The sequence below is a fragment of the Herbidospora mongoliensis genome, from assembly GCF_001570545.1.
Classification (GTDB): domain Bacteria; phylum Actinomycetota; class Actinomycetes; order Streptosporangiales; family Streptosporangiaceae; genus Herbidospora; species Herbidospora mongoliensis.
The window spans coordinates 257,369-273,202 of the sequence record NZ_BBXD01000008.1 but is presented as its reverse complement, the minus strand read 5'-3'; the positions used below and the strand labels follow the sequence as shown (position 1 = coordinate 273,202).

Sequence of the window (15,834 nt, the reverse complement as noted above, 5' to 3'; positions counted from 1 at the left end):
TAGAAATCGCATCCCATCCGAGAGGGATCCTCATGCACCTGCCCGCCGGCACCAAGTCGGAGATCTTCCAGCTCAGCCGCTACTTCGACTACGAGCACCTCCCCGCCCACCTCCAGAAGGTGAGCAAGCCCGTCCACGACCTGGCCGAGCAGATGATCCTCGTCATCGGCTCCGGCCCGGAGCTGCACGCCGGACTGCGGAAGCTGCTGGAAGCGAAGGACTGCCTGGTGCGCGCGGCGCTCGACAAGCAGGTCTGATCATGGCCGACGAGAACCCGATCTACCGCGAGCGCGCCCACCTCATCGCACACCTGGCCACCGTCTACCCGGCCGTCATCGTCCTCGGCTCCGACCGCGAGAACCCGACCTGGCCGGTCATCTTCGTCGACACCCCGCAGGGTCAGCTCTCCTGGCACCTGTCCGGGGACGACATGGACCTGTTCAAGCACGTCCGCATCACCACGGGCGAGCACGCGCCTGCCTGGGACGGCCACACCACCCCGGAGAAGTACGAGCGCCTCGACGCGCTCACCGCCGACCGAGTCAAGGCCGCCCCCGACGGGCCCGACGCGCTGCCCAGCCTGGCTACTGGCTCCATCGTCCTTGTGATGGGCAAGCGGTACGTGATCGACAAGAGGCGGCACTTCTCCCTGGCGGACGGGCTGCCGGTCCACGTGGAACTGGAGCTCATTCCGGACCGCGACGGCGAATGATCGCCCGCCTCATCGCGGTCATCATCCACGAGATCCGCGAAGAACTCCGCGCCCTTGAGGACAAGCCCGACCACCCCGAACACATCCAGGTCACCACCCTCGAGACCGAACCCGCCGACCAAGACGAGGCCAACGAGCTGCGCTCCGGCTTCACCACCTGAAGGAGGGACTCCCCATGCCCCTCCCCGCAGGTGGCGGCACCTGGCCGCCCAAGCAACACGAACCGATCCTCGCCCACTACAACACGTTGAACACCTGGTACGAAGGCGACCCCGACGCCCTCGCAGCCCTCTACGGCGACCCCACCGCCACCGGCCAACGCCCCACCAACCGCCCCGCGCAGTACCGAGGCGGCCTCGTCGGCTGGACGGCCCGCAAATTCTGGGGAGACCCCACCCCGGATGGCGAGAAGCGCCGCAAGCTGCACGTGCCGGTCGCGTCCGACATCGCCACCATGAGCGCGGATCTCCTGTTCTCTGAGCCGCCGGCCATCACCGTCGAGAACACCACAACCCAGGCCCGGATCGACGAGATGATCCCCGCGTTGCAGGCCACCCTGCTACGCAACGCCGAAGTCGGCGCGGCTCTGGGCGGCTACTACCTGCGCGCGGTGTGGGACAAGGAGATGGCCCCCGGCCCGTGGCTCGACGGCGTTGACGCCGACACCGCGATCCCGGAGTGGCGCTGGGGCAAGCTCCACGCCGTCACGTTCTGGCGGGTGGTCGAGCAGCAGGACTCCACGTGGCTCTACCACCTCGAACGGCATGAGCCCGGCTGGATCCTCCACGGGTTGTACCGAGGCTCGATGTCCGACCTCGGCACGTCGATCGCCCTCACCGAGCATCCCGAGACGGCGAAGCTCCTGCCCGCGATCAAGACCGAGCTGACGCGCTGCACCGCCCGCTACATCCCGAACATGTACCCCAACCGCACCTGGCGGCGTGTCCCCGCCGGCGCCAACTTGGGACGCTCGGACTTCGACGGCCCTGTCATGGACCTGTTCGACCGGCTCGACATGGTGTGGACGTCGTGGATGCGGGACATCTACCTGGGCCGTGCCCGACTGATCGTCCCCCGCGACTACCTCCAGAACCAGGGCCCAGGCAAGGGCTCCGCGTTCGACCTCGACAGAGAGATCTACGAGGCCGTCGACGGCCTGTTCAACGGCGACCGCCTGGAGATCAGCGCGCAGCAGTTCGCAATCCGCGTCGTCGAGCACCGCGACACCCAGGCTGAGATCCTCGCCGCGATCCTGCGCGCGACCGGCTACTCGGCTCAGTCGTTCGGTCTGTCGGGTGATGTGGCCGTGACCGCTACCGAGGTGTCCGCCAAGGAGCGCAGGTCGCTCACCACGCGCGGCAAGAAGGGCCTCTACACGACGCCCGAACTCGCGGCCGCGATCGAGATGCTGCTCCAACTCGAATCCTCCATGTTCAGGACGGGCGTGGTGCCAGAGCTGCCGACGATCGCGCTGGCCGACTCGGTCAGCCCGGACATCATGCAGCTCGCCCAGACCGCCCACCTGATGCGCCAGGCCGAGGCCGCCTCCGACGAAACCCTGGTGCGGATGCTGCATCCGGACTGGGACGAGACCGAGGTGCAGGCCGAGGTGGATCGCATCGGCGACGCCCGACCTGACCCCGTTGTGGATCCGCTCGGACTCCCGATGACGGGCGGCGGGCCCGGCGAACCAGCCGAGGGCGAGCAGCCCGTCGAGGAGGAGTGATGTGCCGAGAACTCACCTGCCTGTACCACGGAGAGGCCAACCGCGCCCGTCGCGTAGAGGCCGTCGAGGAGCCCACCCCGGCTGAGGGCGAAGGCGAACCCTTAACCGAGAGTTAACAGTTCGCGGGGAGGTCCTCCCCGATGGCTGTGGACCAGGACCTCCTCGACGACATCGCCGCCTCGGTCGCTGACCTCTATCGCTCGGTGGAGACCGCGCTCGTCAAAACGATCGCCGCCCGGTTGCGCGCCGACCTCGCCCTCCCCTCCCCCTACCAGGAAGACAAACTCGCCGCGGTGCGCCCGCTGCGTGAGGCGGCCGTTTCGGTCATCTCCGCACTCCAGGCGTCCAAGCACCAGACCATCCGTGATGCGGTCGCGGGCGCCTACCGGCACGGCAGCGGCTCCGCGCTCACCGACCTGCCCGACGCCTTCTTCCCGAAGAGCGGCATCGCGAGCAGGGCTGAGGCGGCACGCAAGACCATCCCGAACACCGCCGTCATCGAGAACATCGCCGGCGCACTCCACCGCGACCTCGGCCGTGTCGAGGGCAACCTGCTGCGCAACGTCCTCGACGCCTACCGCAGCGTCCAGGCGGCCACAGCCGCGAGGATCGCCACCGGCACCGAGACCCGTTTGCAGGCCTCGCAGGCGGCGTGGCAGGCCCTCACCGACAAGGGCATCACCAGCTTCGTCGACTCGGCCAACAGGCGCTGGAAGCTCAGCAGCTACGCGGAGATGATCGGCCGCACCAACATCGCCCGCGCAGCCACACAAGGCCAAACCGACCGCCTCGCCTCGCTCGACGTCGACCTCGTCTACGTGTCCAACCACGGCCAGGAATGCAAACTGTGCCGCCCCTTCGAGGGCAAAGTGCTCTCGCTCAACGGCCCGACCGGCGACATCGAGATCGAGCACGCCACGCGGGATGACGAGATGGTCACCATCCACGTCACCGCCACCCTCGCCCAAGCGCAGTCCGCGGGCTTCCAGCACCCGAACTGCCGGCACAGCGTCTCGGCCTACACCCCGGGCCTGACCCGCATCCCCGACGCCACCGCCGACCCCGAAGGCGATGAGGCTCGCCAGCGCCAGCGCGCGATCGAGCGGGCCATCCGCAAGCACAAGGAGCGCGAGCAGGCCGCCCTCACCCCGGAAGCCCGGAAGGCTGCTGCAGCGAAGACGCGCGAGTGGCAGAAGGCCATGCGCGACCACCTCGCCGCGCATCCGAAGTTGAAGCGGCTGCCGTACAGGGAGCGGATCGGCGCTGGGAACATCCCGCCCGCCGGCGGCCCTCAAGGCGGCCCGGCCGAGGGCCTCGGCCCGGATGTGCAGCCGACGCTGGACGGCGGGCCCGCGCCCACGCCAGCCCGCCGCACCCCTGACCAGGCTTTTTCGGCGATCACCGAAAAAGCACCTGGGCAGCTCGACCTCGACGACGCCATCATCGAGACGCCCGCGCCCGCTGCTCCGCGCCGTCAACGTCAGCGCGCGGTCCCGAAGGGTGCGAAGCCCTACCACCGCGCCCTCGACGGCGACCAGCGCGCCCTGGCCGACGCGCTCAAGCCGAAGAACCTGCCCGATGACGACTACGACGAGAAGCGCGCACGCCGCCTCGGAGGAGCATCCGCTGAGACGTTCCTCGTCGACCTGGCCAACGGCATCAAGGTGATCAGAAAGAGATCCAAGCCGGGGCTCGACGAGATGCAGGACGCGGACGCTGAGCAGGCCGCCTACATGGTCGCCCGCGCCCTCGACCTCCGCGCCCCCGCCGTCTACCGCAGCGACGACACCAACCTGTGGATGCGCTATGTCGACGGCCACACCTCGCCCGAAGACGCAGCCGAATGGGGCGACGAAGGTCTACCCCGCGGCTTCGAACACCACCCCGGCACGGACGAAGGCCGGCGGCTCGGCCTGCTCGACGTGCTCACGGGCAACATCGACCGCAACATGGGCAACTGGCTCGTCGACTCCGAAGGCCACGTCGTCCCGATCGACCACGGGCTCGCCTGGGGCGACGCCTCCTACGACCCCACGTTCAAGTTCATCCGCAACCCGTTCACTGAGGGCATGGAGCAGGAGAACCCGTTCACGGCCGAGGACCTGGCCGAAGTACGGCAGCGCCTTGAGCAGTTGCGCCCGGACTTCGAGCACCTCGGCAAGACGAGCTGGTTGGACTACACGTTCAAGGCGCTCGACTACTTCGCCGAGCGGGCGACGGGCACCCGGAACCTGATCGCCGGTAGCGTGACGCCATGACCGTGATGCGCATCGTCTCCGTAGCCACTGGCGCGGAGACGTCCCGGGCCACGATCAACCCCGACGACACCGTCACCTACACCGGCGGAGACTCCGCAGCCTCGGCCGTGCTCCGCTGGCGGCACCACAACCGCAGCGCCTCGGAGGCCGACGCCGTGCGCGCCCTCATCCGCGACGGCTGGTCGAACGGCTACCAGATGGTCAAGCTGGACGACACCACACCTTGACGGCCTCCAGGATCAACGCGGCGCCCTCGCTGTTCACCGTCGCGTTGCCCCCAGAGAACCGAGCCTCGATGTTCGTCAGCACCTGGGCTTCGCTCTTGCCCTGCTGAATATCCAGGCAGGTGTTCTCTCCCCGGCGCACCGCCCGGGCCTCGTTCACGACCAGGCCCTGATCGATCGAGCCCATCGTCGCCAGATACACGGCCCGCTGACCGGCGGTCAGATCTGACTTCTCCGGCACCAGCTGCTCGACGGCCGGCGTGTCCGGCGTCGGAGCAGGTTCCGGGCCTGAGGCCAGGAGCCAGCCGACGACCAGGAACGCCACCACGCCCGCGGCGATCCCGCCCAGCACCTTCCAGACCACGCTCTTCTTCGGCGGTGGCGGAGGCGGGGCAACCATCGTCGGCTGCTGCATGTAGGCCGGCTGCTGCGGAGCTCCTACCGGCATCGTCTGCGCGTGCTGCCACTGCCCGCCCTGCGGCTGGAACGGCTGATATGGCTGCTGCTGCTGCTGTGGCTGCATAGCCCGCACGGTACGGCCCGACAGGACCCGATCTGTCCAGATCTGTCCAAACGCAGGCCCGAAACCCACAGTCTTGAACCCGCCGAAAGGGGGCCCAATCCGCCAGGCGCGGAGAAGGCCCCCTTTCACACATCGGGCCCTGGCCAGGCGCCAGAGCCGCTCACCACCAGCGCACCCCAGGAGGGTCCGCATGACCATGCCCACCCCGCAGCCGACGCCCACACCGGGCCCGGCGCCCGACCCGACCGGCCAGCCCCCGGCGCCTCCCGCGCCCGCTCCGGTCAACGCACCACCGGCCCCGGTCGCTCCCCCCGCGCCCGCGCCGATCCCCACCCCGCCCACGTGGACACCGCCACCCCCGGCGCACGTCGACGACGGCGGCATGGACGACATCAGCAAGCTGCCGAAGAAGTGGCAGAAGGAGCTCACCGAAGCCCGGCAGGAAGCCGCCAGCAACCGGGTCAAGGCCCGGACCGAGACGGTCATCCGCCACGCCTTCACCACGGCCGGCCAGCACGGCGTCAACCCTGAGGCGCTGCTCGGCTCGGTGGCGTTCCAGACCGCCGCCGCGCAGCTCGACCCGAGCTCCGAGGAGTTCCCGGCCAAGCTCGCCGACGCCATCAAGGGCGCGCTGACCGCGAACCCGTGGATGGCCGCCCAGACCGGCGCCGCGCCTCCCGCACCGCCCGCGCCCCCGCCTGTGAGCGGCGGCGACTTCACCGGCTCCGGTTCGACCGGGCCGACCCTCGATCAGCAGATCGCCGAAGCCGAAAAGGCCGGCAACCACGCCCTCGCCATCGCCCTCAAGCGACAGCGCGCGCTCCCCCCACCGCCCCAGTAACGCCCCACAGATAGGAGTGGCCCCGTGTCCGGTATTACCGCGATGGGCACCACCTTCAACCTGCCCAACTACACGGGCCAGTTGTTCGGGCTGACCCCGAACGCCACTCCGTTCCTGTCCGCCATCGGCGGCCTCACCGGCGGCGGCATGGTCACGAGCACCGAGTTCGAGTGGCAGACCTACGACCTGCGTTCGCCCGGCCAGAACACCAAGGTGGAAGGCGCGACCGCGCCGACCGCCGAAGGCCGGGCCCGGGCGAACGTGAAGAACGTCGTGGAGATCCACCAGCACAAGGTCAGCCTCAGCTACACCAAGCAGGCCGCCACCCAGCAGCTCGCCTCCCCGCAGTCCGCGCCGTTCAACCACCCCGGCGGCGGCACCAACCCCGTCGGGAACGAGCTCGACTGGCAGGTGCAGCGGGCCATCGAGCAGGTGGCGCTGGACGTGAACTGGGGGTTCCTGAACGGTACCTACCTGCTGCCGACCGACAACACGACCGCGCGCCGGACTCGGGGCCTGTTCCAGGCCATCACCACCAACCGGATCAGCAAGGCCGGTCTGACCATCACCGGCCTGTCGTCGGCGACGGACACGATCTCGGAGACCACGACCGGCGTCGCCAACAACGACAAGATCGTGTTCGTCAGGACCGGCGACGCCACGAACATCGTCGCGGGCCGCGTCTACTACGTCGTCAGCAAGGCCACCGACTCGTTCAAGGTGGCCACCAGCCAGGGCGGCTCCGCGATCACGCTCGGCACCTCGACGTCGAACATCGACTACGTCCGGCCGCGCACCAGCGCCCTGACCACCACCGAGATCGACGACCTGATCCAGATGGCCTACGACAACGGCGGCCTCCAGAACCCGGAGACCGCCACCATCCTGGTCAACAGCACGCAGAAGCGCGCCATCACCGCCGCGTACGCCGACGCCTACGGCAAGACCGTGACGATCACCGAGGCCAACCGGCGGGTCGGTGGCGTCGCCGTCGACGTCATCGAGACGGACTTCGGCCGGCTGAACATCATGCTCGACCGGCACGTTCCCTCCGACGCCATCGCCGTCGTCTCCCTCGACCAGTGCCGCCCGGTCCTGCTGAACACCCCCGGCAAGGGCGTGTTCTTCGAGGAGCCCCTCGCGAAAACCGGCGCGAGCGACGACGTGCAGATCTACGGCGAGATCGGCCTCGCCTACGGCAACGAGATGGCGCACGCCCTCATGCGCGGCCTGGACGTCTAATGGCCCTCTACGAGCGATACGACGCCGACGGCGTCAAGGTGGGCCGCGCGTTCACCGTCCCCGGCTCAGCCGACGACATCGAGCACCTCGCCAAGGCGCAGGCCGGGATCGAGGGGTGGCGGGTGGCCGACGAGCACGCGGTCGAGCAGACCGGCGAGCTCTACGACCCCAGCGGCGACACCGTCCCCGGAGTCCTGGCCTACCTCGAAGAGGCTGACGCCGACGAGGTCACGCGCGTCGGCCTGGCCGAGGCCGAGGGCAGGAACCGCGCCGGGGTCATCGACCAGATCGACAAGATCCTCGCCAGCAAGCAGGAGGCCTGACCCATGGCGCGCACGCTGATCACCCCCACCCGCGTCACCCTGGCCGGCGTCGACCCCGCCGACGTCGACGTCGCGGCCGAGATCACCGACGGCAACATGTTCGTCTACAAGGACGGCCGTGAGCTGTACGTCATGAACGGCGACGACGCCTCCCTCCAGGTCACCATCCCGACCCCGATCACCATCGGCAAGGGCGACCTCGCGGTCCAGGACACCATCATCGTCATCCCGGCCGGGAAGCCCCGCCGGATCAAGGGGTTCGGCCCGGAGCACCGCCAGGAGGACGGCACGGTGCACGTCGACTACTCCGGCACCACCCCGGCGTCGGTGACGGTCGCCGTCTTCGACTAAGGCTCGCGGGCGGGCGGGCCCTCATCTGAACGTGCGCTCCCGCCTGCCCGCGTTAAGAAAGGACCAAGATGCCGATCCGCATCAACACCGCCGCCCGCAACGCAGGCCTGGCCGCCATCCTCGCCCTCATCGACGGCGGCTCCGGAGCAGGCGTGCTCCGCATCTACTCCGGCAGCCAGCCCGCCACCCCGGCCACCAGCCCATCCGGGACGAAGCTCGCCGAAATCACGCTCTCCGATCCGGCGTTCGGTAGCCCCAACACCGGCAGCGCGGACATCGACATCACCCCGGCCCTCGACGTCGACGGTCTTGCGACTGCGGCCGCGGGCTGGTGCCGCTTCTGCGACTCCACCGAGGCGGCCGCGACGGGGCTGGGCGTCATCGACGGCGAAGTCACGTTGACCGGCGGCGGCGGCCTGATCACCCTCAACACCCTGGCCATCAGCACGGGTGTGGGTTTCCTGATCACCGGCGGCAGCATCAGCCAGCCCGCGAGCGCGTAGCCCCGGGAGGGTGAGATGGCCGCCCCCACCTACCGGTCGCCAGGTCTGGGCGGCACCAGCACCACCACCTCGACCACCATCACCAAACCTTCGGGTATCGCCGACGGCGACACCCTGTACGCCCTCGTCGTCAACGGCGGCGCGGCCTCCGCGCCCTCTACCGTCCCGTCGGACTGGTCGCTGGTCGACTCCAAGAGCATCAGCACGACGTTCTGGGCGGGCGTCTACGAGAAGAAGATCACCAGCGCGAGTGGCGAACCCGCGAACTACGTTTGGTCCGGGTTCACCGACTCCTGCGCGGGCTCGATGGTCGCCATCCCCGGAGCGGACACCACCAACCCGGTACACCTGTTCACCAGCCGGGCCAACACCAACGCCCACCCCGGCTGCACCGGGCTCACCACCACGGTCGCCGACTGCCTGATCATCGCCCTGGTAGGCACCGACGATAACCAGCTCATCACCGACGCCTCATGGGCGTGCGCCACCAACCCGACCACGCTCACCGAACGCACCGACCTGCTCTCCTCCGGTGGCGCGGACACGGCCTCGGCCATCGCGACCGCACCGCAGACGAGCACCGGCGCCACCGGAGCGTTCAGCGCGACCCTGGCCGGGACCCGCGACAACATCACCTTCCTCCTCGCCATCCAGCCACCCCAAGCTGGCGGCGACGTCACCGGCACCCTGGCCGGCACCCTGCCCGCTCTCACCGGCGAACTCACCGGCTCACTGCTCATCGAGGCCCTGCTGGCCGGGAGCCTGCCTGCCATCACGGGCGCGCTCACGGGCGACGTCACCGTGGCCGGGGAGCTCGCCGGCCAGCTCCCGGCGCTCACCGGATCGTTCGACGGCCGCGTGGTCGTCGAGGGCTTGCTGGCCGGGACACTCCCCGCGCTCACTGGCGGTCTTGACGGCCGAACGACCGTCACCGGCGAACTGGCCGGGAACCTGCCTGCCCTCACCGGTGAGCTCACGGGTGAGGTCGAGGTGTCCGGCGTCGTCGGCATCCTGGCCGGCGTCCTGCCCGCGATCACCGGATCGCTCGAGGGCCACCTCGTCGTCGACGCCACGCTGGCCGGGCAACTCCCAGCCATCACCGGAACCCTGACCGGCGACGTCTCCATCGAGGCAGCGCTCGGTGGCCAGCTCCCCGCACTGGCCGGAAACCTCGCCGCCCTGGTGCACGTCGACGGCCTACTCGCCGGGACGCTGCCCGCGCTCACCGGCGGCCTGGCCGGGGAACTGCTCGTCGAGGGCACCCTCGCTGGTGCGCTCCCGGCGATCACCGGTTCGCTGACCGGCGAGGTCGAGGGCGACGACACCGTGATCGGCACCCTCAACGGGGTGCTGCCTGCACTCGTCGGCAACCTCACCGGGCACGTCCACGTCGACGCCCTGCTCTCCGGATCTCTCCCCGCGCTCACGGGCGCGCTGCGAGGCGGCACCACTGTCCTGGCCACGCTGGCCGGGAACCTCCCGCCCATCGTCGGCGCGCTGACCGGCCAGGTGGGCGAACCCGTCTACCAGCCCGGCCAGCTCGAGGTCTCCACCCGGGCCCCCGTGCTCGAGGTCGTAAGCACCGGCTCGACGCTCACCATCGAGACCCACAACGCGGCGACGCACACCTACATGTAGGGGAGGGCCACAGTGCCGGACGTCGGCGACTCCGACATCATCGTCATCAAGGTCAACCCCCACGACGGCAGCACGTCGCCTGTCCTCATGGTCACCCGGCCCGACCGAACCACCGACGCCCCCGCAGTCAGCCCCGGCGACGACGCGGGCACGTGGCAGGCCCCGGTCGACTACACCATGGCGGGGATCTGGATCCTCCAGTGGACGGTCACCGGCACCGGCCGAGGTACTCAGGGCAAGAGCGTCGCGGTCTCCCCGCTCCCGACGCTCGACGGCCGGACGTATGCGACCACGACGCAGCTGGCCGACTGGCTGACCGAGGCCCCGCCGCTCGACGCCGCCCGGCGTCTGGTGCGGGCGACCCGCTACCTCGACGCCAACCCGCTCAAGACGGCGGTCTACGACGTCGACGACGACGGCCTCCCCACCGCCGCCAAGGTCATCACCGCGCTCATGGAGGCGACCTGCGCGCAGGTCGAATGGTGGATCGAGCACGGCGACGACGGCACCGGAGCAGGCGCCGACTACACCAGCGTCACCGCGGGCAGCATCTCCTACTCGCGCGCGCCCGGAGGCGCAGGCGCACCGAAGGATCCCCGCCAATCCCCTGAAGCGTGGGAGATCCTCGACGCCGCCGGCCTCACCGGCCACGCACCCCGAACCGGGTACTGCTGATGGCCGGGATCCCACCCATCCTGCTGGCCGGGATGGGGCAAGACGTCACCATCGAACCTTTCCTCGGTGCGAGCGGGCGCGGCCCCACCTACGGCCCCGCCGTCGTCGTGCGCGGCCTGGTCGAACGAAAGCGAAAACGCACCCGAGGCACCGACGGCACCGACACCAGCATCGAGACGATCCTGCGCATGCCGCTCGACACCGTCTGCCCCGTCGACTCGCGAATCACCATCGCGGGCGAGACGGCCACAGTGGCGGCCGCCGTGCCCTTCGACGGCGGGTCCCTGCCGGTGCCGTCGCATCTGGAGGTGGTCCTGTCGTGATGGCCCAGCGCTCCTCGCTGAAGTGGAACGGCCCTCAAGTCGCGGCCGCCGTCATGAAGGCAGCCGAGAAAGGCGTGAAGCTCGCCGCCGAGCACCTCCTCGAGGAGAGCCGCAAGCTCGTCCCTCACGAGGAAGGCACCCTCGAACGGTCCGGCACCGTCAGCGCTGATGGCCTGCGTGCGGCGGTCTCCTACGACACCCCCTACGCGATCAAGCAGCATGAGGACCTCAACCTCAAGCACGACGACGACCGCGAGGGCAAATACCTGGAGAAGCCAGCGCGCACCCAGGCGAAGGCGATGCAGGACATCATGGCCGCGCAGATCAGGCGGGCCATCCCGTGAGCTGGGAAGCCGACTTCCTGGCCGGGCTCGCACAGACTCTGGCCGACGCCGACATCGCGACATGGAGACCGGACACCGCCTACGCGGCGGATGAGACGGCGATCGTGCTCAGCGTCGTCCCCGCCGCCCCGGACAAGGTCATCACCCTGTCGCTCTACCTCGACGAGCCCGTGCCCGGCCTCACCGACGTGACCGCCGCCGTACAGATCCGCTTCCGCGCCGGCACCGACCCCAACGACCTCGCGGACATGGCCGACGCCGTTTACCAGCTGCTGCACGAGTCAGGCCCCCACGTCTGGGGCGTCGCGTACGTCACCCGGCTCTGGCGTGACTCCGTCGCCCCCCTCGGCCAAGACCCCCTCGGCCGCCTGGAGCGCGCCGACAACTACTACCTGCGCGGGCACCGTCCGCACTCCCGCCTCGAATAGGAGACCCTGATGACGACGCCCGCTGAGACCATCACCGCCCTCGCAAGGCGGTACCGCCTCGACGTCAACCTAGGCACCGCCCTGGCCCCGAACTGGACGTTCCTCCCGGCCATCCGCGAATTCCAGCCCGTCTACGAGCCGGTCATCGTCGACGACCGGACGTACGACGACGAGGGCGCTCCCCGCAATGTCAAGACGGCCTACAACTGGAACGTCACCCTCAAGATCAGCCACCGGAACCATCCCGAGACGGGCGCCTGGAACGCGGCGCAGGAGAATCTGCGGATGGCCGCTGAGGGCTTCAACGACGCCTCATACGCGCACGTCCGCTGGTACGACCGGGACGGCAAGCCTGAGGCCTACGAGGGCCTGGCCCTGGTCACGTGGACGCCCGACGGTGGTGACGGCACCGCGACCGACGTCGTCACCGTGCTCCTCACCGGGCACGGCGTCCGGCAGCCGATCGACAACCCGATCGTCGAGGAAGAGGAGTAATGGCGGCCGATTTCGAGGACCTCGACACCTTCTTCGACGGCAGCCTCAAGCTGCCGATCGGCGGCAAAACGTACCGCATCCCGTCCCCTGACGGGGAAACCGGGCTCAAGATCCAGCGCTGGTACGACGCCCTCTTCAAGGCCACGAAGGACCGGACCGACTCCGACCGCCAGGTCCTCGCCGACGCCGACGAGAACGACCTCTACGCGCAGGCCCTCGGCCCGGTCAAGGCAGAGCTCCTCGCAGACGACGTGGACTGGGAGAAGATCAAACACGTCGCGCTGACCGCCGTGGTGTGGATCGCATCGAGTGACGCGTCGGCGGCGAAGTTCTGGGCGCGGCCGGGAAAACAGGAGAAGACCCCGACGCCGAGCTCGACGAGGAAGCCCTCTACGGCCGCGGCGAGCAAGACCCGACGACGGGCCTCTACGAGTGGTACGAGTACCCCCCCGGCTGGGACCTCGGCCTGACCTGGCCGAAGATCCTCGCCAACTGGGCTCTGATCGAACAGGACCTGCACCAGGTGTACGGCGTCGACGTCGACGAGCCGGGCCTGCTGCGGTCCCGGTCGTGGCGTTGGCTGCGTTCCCGGATCTTCGGCCTGCTCACCACCGAATCCCGGCTGCGAACCGTCCTCATCCCCCGCAAGGAAACGCCTAGGAGGTGACCCTCCATGGCGCTCACCGTCGGCGAGCTGGTCTCATACATCGACGCGGAAGACATCGGCTTCGCCCGCACCCTGACGGACGCTGGGCAGTCGATGAACCGCCTGGAGTCCACAGCGACCGGCGCGACGCGGCGGCTTGAGGACAACGTGGCCGGCAGCATGTCAGGCATCGGGCAGGCGCTCGTCAACGGCCTCGACCCCACGGCCGCGATCAGCGATCTCGACCGGCTTGAGCTGGCTCTCGACGACAGCCTGCGGGAGATGCTGTCCGGTGCGGACTCGTTCGCGCCCGAACTCCGAGCCGCAGTAGAAGAGGCCTTCGACCTCGACGACGAGGCGCGCCGTGGTGGCCAGCGCGCCGGCGAAGCAGCGGTGGACGGCCTGGACTCCGTGCGTCCCGAGGCCCGGCGCGCTGGTGACCGAGCGGGTGACGCGTTCGGCGACGGCGTCGAATCCTCAGCCCGCCAGAGCGGTTCAGGCGCAGCCGACGGCCTGATGTCGACGATGAAGGGCGCTGGGTGGGCTGCGGCTGGCGCGGCGATCGGCGCCGCGCTGATGGAAGGCATGTCCAAGGCGCTCGAAAAGGACGCCCTGTTCACCGAACTCGCGGTGAAGGTAGGCGCGTTCGGCCCGGAGGCTGAACGCCTCGGCCGGATCGCGGGCGAGCTGTACGCGCAGGGGTACGGCGAGAGCCTGGGCGAGGTCACCGACGCGCTGGCCAAGGTCCTTCAGGGCGTCGACGGCGCCGGGAAGCTCGGCGACGACGCCCTGTCCGACATGACCGAGCAGGCGATGACGGTCGCCAAGGTGATGGACGACGACGTTAGCCGGGTTACCGCGGCGGTAGCGAACATGCTGCGCACGGACCTGTCGCCATCGGCTGAGGCCGCGTTCGACACCCTCGTCAGAGGCCAGCAGGACGGCATCAACAAGTCGGAGGATCTGCTCGACACGTTCGAGGAGTACTCGACGCAGTTCCGCGAGATCGGGTTGGACGCTGATACCGCGCTCGGCCTCATGTCGCAGGGGTTGAAGGCCGGCGCGCGTGACGCTGACACCGTCGGCGACGCGTTGAAGGAATTCGCGATCCGGTCGAAGGACGGGTCGAAGACCAGCGCGGACGCGTTCAAGGCGATTGGCCTCGACTCGGACAAAATGTTCAAGATCTTCGCCGAGGGCGGGCCGAAAGCCCAAGAGGCCATGGGCGATGTCATCGATCGGCTCCGCGACATGAAGGACCCGGTCGAGCAGGACGCCGCCGCAGTCGCATTGTTCGGAGGTAAGGCCGAGGACCTCCAGGACGCCCTGTACGCGCTCGACCCGGCCACGGCGGTAGAGGGTCTGGGCGAGGTCGGGGGTGCGGTCAAGGCAGCCGACGAGGCACTGTCCGGCTCCGTGGCCAACAGCGCCGAGCAGTGGTCGCGCGGGTGGGGTGACGCCCTCGCCTGGGTCGGCGCACAGATCATGGATTTCCTGATGGAGCTGCTGCCTGATCCGGCGGCGGCGATCGAGGAGTTCACAACCGGCTGGCAAGAGACGATCGTCCCGTTCTTCTCAGGCCTGTGGGAGGACGTCTCCACCACGACCGAAGAGGCGTGGAACGGGCTGATGGAGTGGCTGTCCGCTGTTCCTGGCGAGGTCGGGGAGTTCTTCTCCGAAGGCTGGGAGGCGGTCAGTTCCTCGACGGCCGAGTGGTGGGGGGAGATCACGTCGTCCGCCACCGCGAAGGCCGACGAACTCGTCGCAGGCGTGCAGGGCATCCCCGGCGAGGTCGGAGCCTTCTTCTCCGAAGGGTGGGCGAACGTCAAGTCGACCACGTCGGAAGCGTGGGAAGGCATCAAGCAGGCGGCGAAGGACAAGGGCGTCGCCCTGATCGCGTGGGTGACCGGTTTGCCGCCGCAGATGGTGTCCGCGCTGGGCAACGTGGGGACGCTGCTCTACAACTCCGGCGGGAAGATCATCGGCGGTCTGCTCGACGGTCTGCGGGCGAAGGCGGGCGAGATCGGCGGGACGATGGCCGGGATCGTGCAGCAGATCAAGGACTATCTGCCGTTCTCGCCTGCGAAAACCGGCCCGTTCTCAGGCAGCGGGAACCCCTACTACTCCGGCATCTCGATCATGACGCTGCTGGGGGACGGCCTGCTGAGCAGGCTCCCGAACATCAAGTCGATCATGACGTCGTCCGCTGAGGCCATGATGGACAGCTGGCGCGACGGCATCAACGCGAAACGCGACACCATCCTCGACGCCGTCAAGGTCATCGCCGCCCAAGCGCGCGCGATCATGAACGAATCCACGATGAAGACGTTGCAGCCCGGCACGTCGCAGGACATGTACGACCGGCTACAAAACCGGCCCACCGGCCAGCAGCCGGCACCGGTGAACCTGTCGGTGGTCAAACCCAACGACTCCGCCGGCAGTAGCGGGACGACGGTCAACATGTACGGCACCGTCTTCCAGGAGAACGTCGACATCGACCGCTTCAACTCGGACGTCGCCTTCGAGGTCGTCCACGCCCGCGGCTCATAACCCCTTTGCCCCCGCCCTCCCAGGAGGTGTAT

At 69.1% G+C, this 15,834-nt stretch carries 21 protein-coding genes; 20 read left to right on the top strand and 1 reads right to left on the bottom strand.

What is annotated here, in order from left to right; translation table 11 throughout:
* Positions 1 to 32 precede the first annotated feature (32 nt).
* The 6 genes from AW272_RS01460 to AW272_RS01440 all read left to right on the top strand — a co-directional run bounded on the left by AW272_RS01460 (position 33) and on the right by AW272_RS01440 (position 4,923).
* On the top strand, positions 33 to 257 hold the full coding sequence (locus AW272_RS01460; protein ID WP_066360292.1) for a hypothetical protein: 225 nt from the start codon (positions 33 to 35) through the stop codon (positions 255 to 257).
* A 2-nt stretch (positions 258 to 259) separates the two neighbouring features.
* Positions 260 to 712, top strand: a complete 453-nt coding sequence (locus tag AW272_RS01455; RefSeq protein ID WP_066360291.1) for a WDGH domain-containing protein — start codon at positions 260 to 262, stop codon at positions 710 to 712.
* A complete protein-coding gene (locus AW272_RS41660) occupies positions 709 to 873 on the top strand; it encodes a hypothetical protein (protein ID WP_157518137.1) in 165 nt (54 codons plus the stop codon). The genes AW272_RS01455 and AW272_RS41660 overlap by 4 nt, the downstream gene beginning before the upstream one ends.
* A 14-nt stretch (positions 874 to 887) precedes the next feature.
* Positions 888 to 2,438, top strand: a complete 1,551-nt coding sequence (locus tag AW272_RS01450) for a hypothetical protein (protein ID WP_066360290.1) — start codon at positions 888 to 890, stop codon at positions 2,436 to 2,438.
* Between the two features lie 140 nt (positions 2,439 to 2,578).
* Positions 2,579 to 4,696 carry a phage minor capsid protein gene (locus tag AW272_RS01445; RefSeq protein ID WP_066360285.1) on the top strand — a complete coding sequence of 706 codons (2,118 nt, stop codon included), beginning with the start codon at positions 2,579 to 2,581 and terminating at the stop codon, positions 4,694 to 4,696.
* Entirely contained in the window at positions 4,693 to 4,923 is a 231-nt protein-coding gene (locus AW272_RS01440; RefSeq protein WP_066360284.1) for a hypothetical protein, read from the top strand. Before AW272_RS01445 ends, AW272_RS01440 begins: the two co-directional genes overlap by 4 nt.
* Here AW272_RS01440 and AW272_RS01435 read toward each other — a convergent pair.
* Positions 4,898 to 5,443 carry a DUF732 domain-containing protein gene (locus AW272_RS01435; protein WP_157518134.1) on the bottom strand — a complete coding sequence of 182 codons (546 nt, stop codon included), beginning with the start codon at positions 5,441 to 5,443 and terminating at the stop codon, positions 4,898 to 4,900. The two genes, AW272_RS01440 and AW272_RS01435, sit on opposite strands and share 26 nt — an antisense overlap.
* Positions 5,444 to 5,633: 190 nt before the next feature.
* Between AW272_RS01435 and AW272_RS43965 the strand changes: the two genes are divergently transcribed.
* The 14 genes from AW272_RS43965 (at position 5,634) to AW272_RS01365 (ending at position 15,802) form a co-directional block, all read left to right on the top strand.
* Complete coding sequence (locus tag AW272_RS43965; protein WP_218010757.1) at positions 5,634 to 6,284, top strand: hypothetical protein; 651 nt, start codon at positions 5,634 to 5,636, stop codon at positions 6,282 to 6,284.
* A 24-nt stretch (positions 6,285 to 6,308) separates the two neighbouring features.
* Complete coding sequence (locus AW272_RS01425; protein WP_066360280.1) at positions 6,309 to 7,526, top strand: SU10 major capsid protein; 1,218 nt, start codon at positions 6,309 to 6,311, stop codon at positions 7,524 to 7,526.
* Positions 7,526 to 7,849 carry a hypothetical protein gene (locus AW272_RS01420; protein ID WP_066360278.1) on the top strand — a complete coding sequence of 108 codons (324 nt, stop codon included), beginning with the start codon at positions 7,526 to 7,528 and terminating at the stop codon, positions 7,847 to 7,849. The genes AW272_RS01425 and AW272_RS01420 overlap by 1 nt, the downstream gene beginning before the upstream one ends.
* Before the next feature lie 3 nt (positions 7,850 to 7,852).
* Positions 7,853 to 8,200 (top strand): hypothetical protein, encoded by a 348-nt coding sequence (locus AW272_RS01415; RefSeq protein WP_066360273.1) that lies wholly within the window; start codon positions 7,853 to 7,855, stop codon positions 8,198 to 8,200.
* A 68-nt stretch (positions 8,201 to 8,268) separates the two neighbouring features.
* On the top strand, positions 8,269 to 8,703 hold the full coding sequence (locus AW272_RS01410) for a hypothetical protein (protein WP_066360271.1): 435 nt from the start codon (positions 8,269 to 8,271) through the stop codon (positions 8,701 to 8,703).
* A gap of 15 nt (positions 8,704 to 8,718) precedes the next feature.
* Positions 8,719 to 10,341 (top strand): translocation/assembly module TamB domain-containing protein, encoded by a 1,623-nt coding sequence (locus tag AW272_RS01405; RefSeq protein ID WP_066360269.1) that lies wholly within the window; start codon positions 8,719 to 8,721, stop codon positions 10,339 to 10,341.
* Between the two features lie 12 nt (positions 10,342 to 10,353).
* Positions 10,354 to 11,016, top strand: a complete 663-nt coding sequence (locus tag AW272_RS01400) for a hypothetical protein (protein ID WP_066360267.1) — start codon at positions 10,354 to 10,356, stop codon at positions 11,014 to 11,016.
* On the top strand, positions 11,016 to 11,339 hold the full coding sequence (locus tag AW272_RS01395) for a hypothetical protein (protein ID WP_066360264.1): 324 nt from the start codon (positions 11,016 to 11,018) through the stop codon (positions 11,337 to 11,339). The genes AW272_RS01400 and AW272_RS01395 overlap by 1 nt, the downstream gene beginning before the upstream one ends.
* The gene (locus tag AW272_RS01390; protein ID WP_066360262.1) at positions 11,339 to 11,683 is read left to right on the top strand and encodes a minor capsid protein; all 345 of its coding nucleotides are present in this window, start codon (positions 11,339 to 11,341) and stop codon (positions 11,681 to 11,683) included. Before AW272_RS01395 ends, AW272_RS01390 begins: the two co-directional genes overlap by 1 nt.
* Entirely contained in the window at positions 11,680 to 12,111 is a 432-nt protein-coding gene (locus AW272_RS01385) for a minor capsid protein (RefSeq protein ID WP_066360260.1), read from the top strand. Before AW272_RS01390 ends, AW272_RS01385 begins: the two co-directional genes overlap by 4 nt.
* A 9-nt stretch (positions 12,112 to 12,120) precedes the next feature.
* Positions 12,121 to 12,606 (top strand): phage tail tube protein, encoded by a 486-nt coding sequence (locus AW272_RS01380; RefSeq protein WP_066360258.1) that lies wholly within the window; start codon positions 12,121 to 12,123, stop codon positions 12,604 to 12,606.
* Positions 12,606 to 13,076 carry a DUF7426 family protein gene (locus tag AW272_RS01375; protein WP_066360254.1) on the top strand — a complete coding sequence of 157 codons (471 nt, stop codon included), beginning with the start codon at positions 12,606 to 12,608 and terminating at the stop codon, positions 13,074 to 13,076. Before AW272_RS01380 ends, AW272_RS01375 begins: the two co-directional genes overlap by 1 nt.
* Before the next feature lie 53 nt (positions 13,077 to 13,129).
* On the top strand, positions 13,130 to 13,273 hold the full coding sequence (locus AW272_RS01370) for a hypothetical protein (RefSeq protein WP_218010756.1): 144 nt from the start codon (positions 13,130 to 13,132) through the stop codon (positions 13,271 to 13,273).
* Between the two features lie 6 nt (positions 13,274 to 13,279).
* The gene (locus AW272_RS01365; RefSeq protein WP_066360247.1) at positions 13,280 to 15,802 is read left to right on the top strand and encodes a phage tail tape measure protein; all 2,523 of its coding nucleotides are present in this window, start codon (positions 13,280 to 13,282) and stop codon (positions 15,800 to 15,802) included.
* Positions 15,803 to 15,834 lie beyond the last annotated feature (32 nt).